The sequence below is a fragment of the Streptomyces sp. PU-14G genome, assembly GCF_041028275.1.
GTDB lineage: Bacteria > Actinomycetota > Actinomycetes > Streptomycetales > Streptomycetaceae > Streptomyces.
In genome coordinates this window covers 1-8,298 of sequence record NZ_JASKYT010000305.1, presented here as the reverse complement: position 1 = coordinate 8,298, position 8,298 = coordinate 1, and the positions used below count along the sequence as shown (strand labels likewise).

General features: G+C 70.1%; 7 protein-coding genes. 4 read left to right on the top strand and 3 right to left on the bottom strand.

Annotation, left to right across the window (positions count from 1 at the left end; genetic code table 11):
• Positions 1 to 710: FUSC family membrane protein (locus AB8Z75_RS26825; RefSeq protein ID WP_369206345.1), on the bottom strand; the 710-nt coding region annotated here is incomplete at its 3' end.
• A gap of 263 nt (positions 711 to 973) precedes the next feature.
• The gene (locus tag AB8Z75_RS26820; protein ID WP_369206343.1) at positions 974 to 1,765 is read right to left on the bottom strand and encodes an Fpg/Nei family DNA glycosylase; all 792 of its coding nucleotides are present in this window, start codon (positions 1,763 to 1,765) and stop codon (positions 974 to 976) included.
• 291 nt (positions 1,766 to 2,056) lie between these two features.
• Here AB8Z75_RS26820 and AB8Z75_RS26815 point away from each other — a divergent pair, with 291 nt between their 5' ends.
• The gene (locus AB8Z75_RS26815) at positions 2,057 to 3,280 is read left to right on the top strand and encodes an NAD(P)-binding protein (protein WP_369206341.1); all 1,224 of its coding nucleotides are present in this window, start codon (positions 2,057 to 2,059) and stop codon (positions 3,278 to 3,280) included.
• Here the strand turns inward: AB8Z75_RS26815 and AB8Z75_RS26810 are convergent.
• Positions 3,246 to 4,541 (bottom strand): hypothetical protein, encoded by a 1,296-nt coding sequence (locus tag AB8Z75_RS26810; RefSeq protein WP_369206339.1) that lies wholly within the window; start codon positions 4,539 to 4,541, stop codon positions 3,246 to 3,248. The genes AB8Z75_RS26815 and AB8Z75_RS26810 overlap by 35 nt on opposite strands.
• A 215-nt stretch (positions 4,542 to 4,756) precedes the next feature.
• On the opposite strand from AB8Z75_RS26810, the gene AB8Z75_RS26805 reads away from it, so the two are divergent.
• From AB8Z75_RS26805 to AB8Z75_RS26795, 3 genes are read left to right on the top strand one after another with little or no spacing between them, the layout of a single operon-like run.
• Positions 4,757 to 5,290, top strand: a complete 534-nt coding sequence (locus tag AB8Z75_RS26805; RefSeq protein ID WP_369206337.1) for a WXG100 family type VII secretion target — start codon at positions 4,757 to 4,759, stop codon at positions 5,288 to 5,290.
• A gap of 9 nt (positions 5,291 to 5,299) precedes the next feature.
• A complete protein-coding gene (locus AB8Z75_RS26800) occupies positions 5,300 to 7,642 on the top strand; it encodes a DUF6571 family protein (RefSeq protein WP_369206335.1) in 2,343 nt (780 codons plus the stop codon).
• A 2-nt stretch (positions 7,643 to 7,644) separates the two neighbouring features.
• Complete coding sequence (locus AB8Z75_RS26795) at positions 7,645 to 8,259, top strand: hypothetical protein (protein WP_369206333.1); 615 nt, start codon at positions 7,645 to 7,647, stop codon at positions 8,257 to 8,259.
• Positions 8,260 to 8,298: the final 39 nt, after the last annotated feature.

Here is an 8,298-nt window from a genome sequence, read left to right as displayed (position 1 = left end):
AGGCCGAGGGCCGTGCGGGCGGCGGAGAAGGGGGCCGGGGAGGCGCTCGCCGCGGCGCCCTCCCGGTGGGTGGCCGCGACGCCCTCGCGGTGGGTGGCCGCGGCGCCCTCGCGGCGGGAGGCCGCAGCGCCCTCGCGGCGAGCGTAGTCGGCCAGCGACGCGTACACGTCGGCGAGCTTGCGGCGCTGCGCGGCGTGACGGCGGCCGTACGGCGGCAGCAGATGGACGAGGACGACCAGTCCGGACCCCGCGGCGATCCACTCGACCATCTCCAGGCCCGCGTCGATGCCGGGGGAGACGTCGGCGGTGATCAGCATGCCGATGACGACGAGGCAGGCGCGGATTCCGGGCGCGGCACCCAGGGCACGCCACAGGCCGGCGAGGAACGCGGCGACGGCCAGCGCGATGAGGAAGTACCAGCCGGTCGGCTGGAGGAAGACACCCAGCGCCGTGGCACCGCTGAAGGCGACCGCCATCACGAGGGCGTTGACGAGGCGGTGCCGCAGGGGGGCGAGGAGGGTGCCGATGCCGCAGATGAAGGCGCCGACGCTCATCATCGTGGTGGCGAGGAGGTCGTCGCGGGCCCAGCCGAGGGCCGCTCCGAGGGCGACGGCGAGTACGGCGCGGCCGAGGGCCCAGGGATCGGCGAAGACCCGTTCCGTGTGAAAGCCCTTGCGTACGGTGTGTGCGAGTGATGCCGTCCAGGCCAATCCGGGTCACATCCTCCGTTTCTCGTCGGCCGTCCCGTTTCCGCTGTTGTCGGCTGCCGCGACGGCGATCTATTTGTATTGTACACCTATATAAGTGGCATAAGCCCGCCTGCCCCGCCTGCCCCGCCTGCCCGCGAGGCAGGGACAAACCGGTCTCGGTGCTCGGCCTCAGGCTGGGGCAGGGTCAGGCTCGGGCGGATCCAGACTCAGCGGGTCCAGACTCGGGCGGATCCAGGCTCAGACGGATCCGGACTCAGGCGGGTTCAGTCCGGGGCCGGCTGGCAGTGCGGGCACCAGTACGTCGTGCGTCCCGCCGTGCGGCCCGAGCGCAGACGCGTGCCGCAGCGCGGGCAGGGCGCCCCCGGGGCCGGGGCGTCGCGGTGGCCGGTCAGCCAGTCGTCGCGGGGCGGCACCTGTGCGGCACGCACGGACGTACGCAGCACCCGGCGCATCGTGCGGTACAGCTCCGCGCGCTCGTCCTGGGTGAGGGAGTCGGTGCGGCGGGACGGGTGCAGCCTGGCCTGCCACAGGATCTCGTCGGCCAGCAGGTTGCCGAGGCCGGCGAGGACCGACTGGTCGGTCAGAACGGCCTTCAGACGGCCGCTGCGGCCGGTGAGCGCCCCGTCGAAGCCGGCGCGGGAGACCGCGAGCGCGTCGGGGCCCTGCTCGTCGAGGAGGCGGGCGGCCTCCGGGTCGCCGGCGAGCCACAGCCCCTTGAGTTTGCGCTGGTCGCGGTAGCGCAGCTGCCGGGAGCCGCCGAGGGTGAACAGCACGCGGTCGTGCGCGTGCGGGGCGTCGTCGGCGTGGGCGCACACCAGCCGCCCGGTCATGCCGAAGTGGAACTGGACGGTCGGCCCGCCCGTGTGGGCCAGCAGCCACTTGCCGTGCCGCTCGGGCTCGGTGAACCTGCGCCCCTCCAGATCGCGGCTCAGCCGCCCCGCACCGACCCCGTGAAGCACCCCCGTGTCCCGCACGTCGACCTGTTTGATCGTCCGGCCCTGCGCGCAGTCGGCCAGCACCTTGCGGAAGCCTTCGACGTCGGGAAGCTCGGGCATCGCTGTCCCACCTCGCTGATAGGCGACGCGTCCTCCGCCTCCAGCGTAGGAGGGCGGACCCCACCCCGCGCGGGCGCGGCTCGGGCCCCCCCGGGGGGCTGTCACATCGAGGGCGGTCTCGTTCGTCGGAACGGTGAGAGGGCGCAGGTGCGACGGGAGCCGGCCCGGGAAGAGAGCGGACCGGTGTGACGGGAGGCCGGGAGCCCAGGACGAGAGCGGGCCGGTGCAACGGGGGACGAGAGCGGGCTGGTGCGACGGGAGCCGGCCCCAAGACGAGAGTGGGAGAACCTGATGGGTGACGTCACAGGGCGCGGGCGGCTGACCGTCGTCGGCGGTGGTCTCGGCGGGCTGACCGCCGCACTGTGCGCCGCTGAGGCCGGAGCCGAGGTCACGCTGTACGAGGCGCGGCACCGGCTCGGCGGGCGGGCGCGTACGGCCGAGGGCCCGTACCGCACCAACGAGGGACCGCACGCGCTCTACAACGGCGGCCCGCACTGGCGCTGGCTCGCCCGGCGCGGCCTGCTGCCGCCCATGGCGCGGGTACCGGCGGTGGAGGGCCTGCGCATGCGCTACCACCGGGGCGGCGCCCTGCACCGGATGCCGCCGCCGGCTCTGTTGCGGCTGCGGCGCAGGCGGGACGCCCCCGTCGGGGTGCCGTACCTGGCGTGGGCGGCCGAGCAGTTGGGGGAGGAGACGGCGCGGGTCGCCGCGAACTTCGCCGCCGTCGCCACCTTCCATCACGCGCCCGGCGAGCTGTCCGCCGCGTTCACGCACGAGCGGATGCGGCGGGCCTCGAAGCTGCCGCCCGAGGCGCACTATCCGAAAGACGGCTGGGCCTCGCTGGTGGCGCGGATGGCGGGGCGGGCACGGGAGTCGGGCGTACGCGTCGAGACGGGGGCGCGCGTCGACGCCGGTGCGCTGGCCGAGGCGCAGCGGCACGGACCCGTGGTGATCGCCACCTCGCTGGCGGCGGCCCAAGGCCTGCTGGACGACCCGTCGCTGAGCTGGCCGAGCGGGCGGACGGCTCTGCTGGACCTGGTGCTGGAGGCCCGCAGGGGGGACGCGTTCGCCGTCTCCGACCTGGAGGCGCCGGGCTGGATCGAGCGGTTCTCCGCCGCCGACCGCTCACTGGCGCCGGCCGGGCAGTCCCTGATCCAGGCCCAGTTCCCGATGGCGCCCGACGAGCCCCGTGCCGCCGCGCTGACCCGTGGCGAACAGTTGCTCGACCTCGGTTTCGCCGGGTGGCGCGACCGCGTCGTACGGCGGACGGAAGCGACCGCCGACGGGCGGACCGGCGCGGTGGACCTCCCGGGAACGAGCTGGCGCGACCGCCCCGCCATCGACCGCGGCGACGGCCGTTACCTGGTCGGCGACCAGGTGGCGGCCCCCGGCGTCCTGAGCGAGGTCTCCTTCGCGAGCGCGTGGGAGGCGGTACGGCTGGCGCTGGGGTCGCCCGCGGGGCAGGCGGCACCGCGCACCGTCACCCGTTCGCCAGGTCGGTCAGCGCGAAGGTGAGCGCTGTGCCGATCTCGTCCCGGTCCACGGTGCCGCGTCCGCGCTGCAGGTACGTCTTCCTGCTGTCCTCGCCCGCGCCCTCGCCCTCGCCCGCACTCTCGCCCTCGCCCTCGCCGAAGTGTGTGGTTTCGATGCTCAGCACCCCGCGGCGCAGCAGGGACGGGCGCCGCAGGCGGGCCGTGACGGTGCCGCGGGAGGTGGTGACGGTGGTGGCGCCGGTCGCCAGTACGCCGGTGACGGCGCGGTCGCGGGCGCGGGCGAGCCAGCCGTGGACCTCCAGCAGATGGGAGTCGGACGGCTCGACGGGCTGGGCCTCCAGGCGGGGATCGGCGACGAGGTGGTCGATCAGCGTGCGGGACCCGGCCACATAGGTCCACTGAAGATCGATCTCCGTGGCCACGCACCAGGAACGGTCGCGGGGCCACCACAGGTTGGCCGTCTGCCGTTGTTCCGGTACGAAGGCCAGCGCCTCCTCGACCCGCCCCGCGTACAGCAGGTACTCCCGGTGCGGCAGTTCGACGCGCGGACCGGCACGGACGGCGGCCGGAACCGGATCGGTGACGGCGCAGCCGTCGGAGGTGACCGCCGTGTCCCAGCCGTGGCCGTCCCACAGGCAAAACCAGCACTCCTCGGGCGTTCCCGTGTACGCCCGCAGGATCTCCACCAGCGCTGTCGCGTCCGGCTCGCTGAGCGTGCCCTCCTCCGGGCCGCTCCCGTCCCACGGCGCGGGTCCAGGCGGGGTGTGCTCGGGCAGGGCGATGTCGTGGAACTGGGCGCGCGGGGTGAGCGCCGCCCCGCTCCACGCGGCGACCTCCCGCCAGCGCACGGGCGCGGCCTCACAACCCGCTGCCTCGGTCTCCTTCCCCGCGCAGTGCTCCCTTCCCGTGGGCTTTCCCCCGGCGCTGTCGTCCCCCTCCTCGTCGGCGGACAACGGGTGCAGCACGCGGGCGTACGCCTCGAAGCCGCGCGGCACCACGGAGGTAACGGCCGCGCGCTCGAACGGCTCCAACAGCGGCCGGATCCATGCCGCTTCCCCGACCGCGCCGCTCCAGCGGACTCGTGGTGTGACCATGGCGCCCATGGTCACCGGACCGCGTACGCGGGAGCATCCGGTTTTCCCGGCGGCCGGCTGCCACAGCGAGCTCTCGCGCATGAGCGCGTTGGAGACCGTACGGCTGGCGCTGAGGGCTTCACCGACAGCGAGTACGTGCGGTCCCCACACGCAGGAAACGTGGAGGAACCCGGCGTCGGGATCGACCACGCACGCGCCGTACCGGCAACGGCAGTCGGCCGCCGACGCCGGGCGGCCGTTTCACCGGGGGCACCGCGGTGGAGCTGCGCGTGTGCAGGTCCTGCGGAGGGGGGAAGCGTCAGCGCTGCGTCTCTTATAGATTTTCTCGAAGATAGGTTCTTCCCAAGGGCCCAGACACCCATCGAGGAAAAAGACACCCATCGAGGAAAAACGGGGGGAGACGCATGTCTTTCGACCAGGAATGGGCGGGCTTGGTTGCCGATGCCCGTTCGCGGCAGTCCACTTCGATGCAGCTGAACGGCGCCGGCGACGGCGACAAGGGAGGCGGTGGGAAGGGCGGCGAGAAGGGTCTCAACGTCTCCGCGGAAGTACTCCGTACGTTCGCCGGCAAGGCGGACACGGTCAGTGACGACTTCCAGAAGACGGACAACGAGACCATGCGGGAGACCGAGCACGTACCGGGCTCCCTGAAGGGGTTCGCCAGCGACGAGGCGTTCAAGGACTTCCAGAAGCTCTGGCGCGAGCAGATGAAATACCTGGACGGTCTCTACACCGGGGTCGCCAAGGCACTCAGGTCAGCTGCCACCTCCTTCAAGGCCGAGGACGTACGGCGCAAGGCCGAGATCGACAAGGCGGTGCCCTCCGGGGTGAAGCCGATCCAGGGGCCGCTGTACCACCCGTACGCCCACGGGACGACGGAGCCGATGCCCGGCCCGTACGTTCCCCGGACGGTCGACGGCGACAAGCCCGACTTCTAGGGAGCACCGATGACAACCCCTCCTGAGCTCGAGTACACCTCCATCCGCGACGCCAATCTGGAGCCGCTGCGGGAGGCTGCCAAGAAGTGGCAGAAGCTCCCCGGCAAGATCGACGGCGTGGCCGTCTCCTTCAGCCGTACCGTCTCCAGTCCGCTGGAGAGGTCCGGCTGGTACGGCGAGACGGCGAGCGCGGCGTTCAAGAAGTTCGGCGGTGTGCGCCGGCAGATGTCCGAGGCCGCGGGGCTCGCGGCGAAGATCAGCACCAACATGTCGGAGGCCCTCGCGACGTTCGAGTTCTCCCAGGAGGAGATCCGCACCATCGAGAAGGCCGTGACCGCCGAGCCCAAGGACGGCAGCAAGAACTACCTGAAGCTCGACGAGGCCAAGGGCACCGTGTCCATCCTCCCGGGCCACAAGGACGACATAGCCGACTTCGACAAGCTCCAGCAGCATGTCGACGAGTGCAACCGGCGCATCCGTACGGCGATCTCCGACGCCAGCAAGGCGGACCACGCGCTGAAGACCGTCCTCCAGATCGACCCGCCGGGCAAGGGCTTCAACGACGACATCGCCGGACACCTCGTCGACGTCAGGAAGGAGACGAAGGAGGACGTCGATGCCCTGATGAAGCTCGCGGGAAACGACGACCTCAAGAAGGACCCGAAGCTCCTCTCCCAGTTCAACGGCATCCTGGCCAAGAACGCCCACAACGCCGACTTCGCCGAGCAGTTCGCCACCCGCAAGGGCGCGAAGGGAGTCATGGAGTTCTGGAACAAGGTGGCCAGGCCAGAGTACGAGGACGGGCCGTTCAGCGAGCCCAAGAAGCGCCCAGAGGGGGTCACCAAGCAGCTCGCTGCACTACAGGACAACCTTGGGGACACCCTGGCACTGGCCAGCCATTCGGACTCGCCGAAGATGCAGCAGTGGAAGCACGACGTGATCGCACTCGGCGATAACAGGCTGCCTGGCCCGTCGAAACCGGGCACTTACGACGCCGCGCCGCCGTACGGTTTCCAGGTCATGAGCAACCTCATGCGCACCGGGAAGTGGGATGCCGACTTCCTCAACGACTATGGTGACAAGCTTCTCAAGGAGGACAAGAGGCCGTTCGAAGCGCGCGGCGGCCGTACGGAGGACGACGGGCACCGCAAATGGCTCAGTGAGGGCCTCAAACCAGTGGACTACCTCAACTTCGGCCCCAAAGCCGACCAAGGTGCAGACCCGATGACGGGCTTCCTGGAGGCGATGGGGCATAACGGTGACGCGTCCACGGAGTTCTTCTCGAACGACGATCACTTCGACTACCTGCTCCGGGAGCGCAAGTACATCCAGGACGGCGCGAACAGCCCGGACTTCGATCCGGAGAAGGACGTGGTCCCCTCCCGGGAGGCTCTCGGCCATGCCCTCGGCGCCGCGGCGACCGGCCACGCCTGGGATGCTCCGTTGGATCACAGCCCGTCCCACACCAAGGAACAAGCCGATCTGATGTCCAAGCTCGTCAAGGCTGTCGGCCAGGTCGACGAAGACCGCATGAAGATCGCGCCCGGCATGCATGACGGTTTGGGAGCAGCCACGGCCGAATACAGCGCCGACTTCTTCCGCGCGATCAAGGACGGCTCGGACGACACCAAGCTGTTCCCCATGTCCGGTGCCCAGGCCGGAATGAGCCACGGTGAGGCGACGCGGTTCCTGGTACAGGTGGGCCAGGACGCCGACGCGAACGCGCAGATTTCGCTGGGCCAGAAGCACTACACGGCCCAGGTGTTGGAGCACCACTTGGCCGGTGACCTTCCTCCCGACCAGCGGTACGACGCCTCCCGTAAGGAAACTGTCGAGGAGATCCTCCGGACGTCGGGGGAAACCACAGGAACGCTCGCCATCGGACGTCAGGAAGCGCTGATCGCCCCCGCGATCCGAGAAGAACAGGACTTCGACAAGGCGACGCTCAGCAAGCGGCTGTGGGCCAACGGTGGCGTCGGAGTCGTCACCGGGACCATCAGCGCGCTCGAACCCATCGCCAAGTCACACCCACTCACCGCCGCTGTCACCTCCGCAGTCATCACTGGCGCCACCGGGGCGGGCCTCAGCGACGCCGACTCCGAGTACTGGAGCATGAACAAGTCCACTTCAGCAGCGCACAAGGCCAGCCTCATCTATGACGAGCTGTCCCGCCGGGACGTGCAGCAGAACGAGGAGATCCTCAACACCATCCGGAAGGAGCACAACGTCAAGGTGTCGAGCAGCTGGGCGGAGACCTTCTCCGACGACGGATTCAGCCAGGCATATTCTCGTGTCGGTACAACGGCACCGTTCCTCAGCTCCCTCGACAAGGTGAAAGAACTCGCTGACTAGTCATGACAGCACTTCCACGGTTCCCCCGGTGGCTTCGCTACACGCTCCTCGCGGTCCTCGCCGTGGCCTTGGTCGCGGCCGGTGCGTTCGCCGGAGCCCTCACACAGCGCAAGGAGCCCAAAAAATTCACGGAGGTGTCGGGCAACACCTGTCAGACCGTGCTCCTCGGCCTGCCCTCCTCGGTGCTCGACCGCCTGGTCCCCGAGTCCCACTACGTGGGGGGGTGGCAGAAGGTGTCCCGGAAGAAGGGAGAGTACGGTGCGACGTGCGCCATCACCGCGGACGGGAAGCGGGCACTGACAGTTTCCGTAAAGCAGATGGACTCGTCGCGTTCCCTGGACCGCCCCGACGCGTCGCGGGGAAAGGCCAAGAAGCTCTCCGGCTTCCCTGAGGGGTGGTCGGTGCGAGGCGGTGTCGCCGCCGCTCTGCCCTGCACCAGGGCAGAGGGCGATGACCAAGACGAAAACACCAAGCTGCACGTGAAGGTTGAGTCCTCCTCGCAGGAGAACGACATCGAGACCCGCAAAGACTTGGTGCGGGTCCTCAAGGTTGCAGCCGAGGAAGGAAACGCCGTGGGCTGCTTCGCTGCCCCGCTGAAGGACACCCTCCACGACTGAGCGGTCTCTCGCCCCGCGCCCCGCGCCTCACCCCACCAC

Excerpts from the sequence above, each read along its gene's own strand:
- AB8Z75_RS26820 (WP_369206343.1), bottom strand. The coding sequence starts at position 1,765 with ATGCCCGAGCTTCCCGACGTCGAAGGCTTCCGCAAGGTGCTGGCCGAC.
- AB8Z75_RS26815 (WP_369206341.1), top strand. The coding sequence starts at position 2,057 with ATGGGTGACGTCACAGGGCGCGGGCGGCTGACCGTCGTCGGCGGTGGT.
- AB8Z75_RS26805 (WP_369206337.1), top strand. The coding sequence starts at position 4,757 with ATGTCTTTCGACCAGGAATGGGCGGGCTTGGTTGCCGATGCCCGTTCG.
- AB8Z75_RS26800 (WP_369206335.1), top strand. The coding sequence starts at position 5,300 with ATGACAACCCCTCCTGAGCTCGAGTACACCTCCATCCGCGACGCCAAT.
- AB8Z75_RS26795 (WP_369206333.1), top strand. The coding sequence starts at position 7,645 with ATGACAGCACTTCCACGGTTCCCCCGGTGGCTTCGCTACACGCTCCTC.